Origin of the sequence: Vibrio sp. 10N.261.52.A1 (assembly GCF_002876325.1) — a bacterium.
Lineage (GTDB): Bacteria > Pseudomonadota > Gammaproteobacteria > Enterobacterales > Vibrionaceae > Vibrio > Vibrio chagasii.
On record NZ_MCYD01000929.1, the window covers coordinates 1 to 1,734 of the forward strand.

1 protein-coding gene is annotated in these 1,734 nt (G+C 43.7%); it reads right to left on the reverse strand.

Annotated elements, in window-relative coordinates:
* Positions 1-135: 135 nt before the first annotated feature.
* On the reverse strand, positions 136-1,734 hold a 1,599-nt coding region (locus BCT81_RS20185), incomplete at its 5' end, for a carboxylesterase family protein (RefSeq protein WP_102425594.1).

A 1,734-nucleotide genomic window follows, 5' to 3' on the forward strand; every position in this document is an offset into this window, starting at 1 on the left:
TGATTTACCAAGAAAATAAAAAAGCCACAGTTTTATACATAAACTGTGGCTTTTTGATTGATACCTAACCATTTAACTAACAAATAATTTAGAATAATAGTGGTCAGGCTTTTGGTTTATCCTTGTGTAATATGACTAAAAAACCATCACTTGGTTTACTTGTTCACATAAGCTGGCATTAAGCGTGTTGTCCCAATCATTTTCCGTAACAAACTCACCGTTAGTGTTAAAGACCGTCACATTGTCTTTTTCTAAAGCGTATGGTGTGAACGTAGAGTTTTGTAACCACTGTGACATAAGGTCATCTTTAACAGACTTATCCTTATTAGAAAATTCAGCAGGTCCAGAGACTGCATTCACCTCATTACCGAAAATAAAAGAAAGCTCTGCACCATGACATGAACTCTCAGATGGCTTACACGTTTTGGCAAAGCTCTCTACGTAGTAGTCAGGCCACAGGCTAAAATCAGGTTGATAGTTGAACTGGTACAGCGCCGCATTCGAACCACCTGCAGCCAAGTTTTGCGCAACCTGTTGAGATGAACAAGCAAACAGCACTTGATTCATTAGTTTGCGGGCATTGGCTTTACGCTTTGCTGCGGTACTATTCCAGAAGCTTAATTTGAACTCCGGGATATTACGCAGCTTAGAGCCCTTATCTGCACCGAAAAACAGATCAATCAGTGAATTATAACTGCCTGGTAAATCAAGAAGCGCATCAAACGGCGCAACAAAGATATTCGACTCATCTTGGTTGAAACCCAGCGTCACATCAACACCATTTACCGATTTTAGTTCACTCGGCTGATACGGGATAGTCTCTCCATCGACATAGGGAGCCCAAGATAACAGACCCGCCGTTTTAGGGGTAATACTGGTCAAGCTGTTCAGCTGCGTTGCTACAGCTTTCATTTGAACTTGAACATCCACGATCTCTTCAAAAGGCACGCTAGTAATGTCTTTGTCCTTTCCAAGCTTATCTTGAACAATACCCGCTACCCATTTCGCTGACTCGGCATCTTTGTACTTAACGCCATATGGATTACTTTCCATGATGGCACGTTGGTACAGGTGAGAGTTTTGTTGCTCATCCATTAATTGGATGCCAATCGACATCGCACCTGCACTTTCACCAAACAAAGTAATGTTGTCGGCATCGCCACCAAAACTATCAATATTGGCATGAATCCACTGCAACGCCGCCTTCTGGTCTTGGATACCGTAGTTACCAGAGTGTTGTTCACTGTAGTAGCTACCAAGAATACCCAAACGGTAATTCATGCTAACTAGAATAAAGGGGTTGCCCTCATCTGCATTTTTAGCAACAAGCTTCGCGCCATCAAACTGCTTAACTGTACTAGAGCCTAGCTCAAATGCACCGCCATGAATGAACACATAAACGGGCAGCTTTTCGCCTAGCTCAACCCCAGATGGGCGCCAAACGTTCGCATTTAAACAGTCTTCACTTTGTGTTTCTTGTACTACGCCGTTCGCTTCCATTGTGTGAGGTATTTGCGGGCAGATATCCCCTGCAGAAGTCACATCATAATGAACGCCAGCTTTAAAATGATTAAGCTTGGGTGCCTGAAAGCGTTCTGCTGAAGCATATTTTACGCCCATAAACGCATCAACTTGTGATGAATAGCCCACCGGCGAATGCGCTACGCCCTGCAGTGTCGCCCCTTCAACATCCACGCTTGGTGCTGCAATAGCTTGGTTGCTTAACGCTAGAAC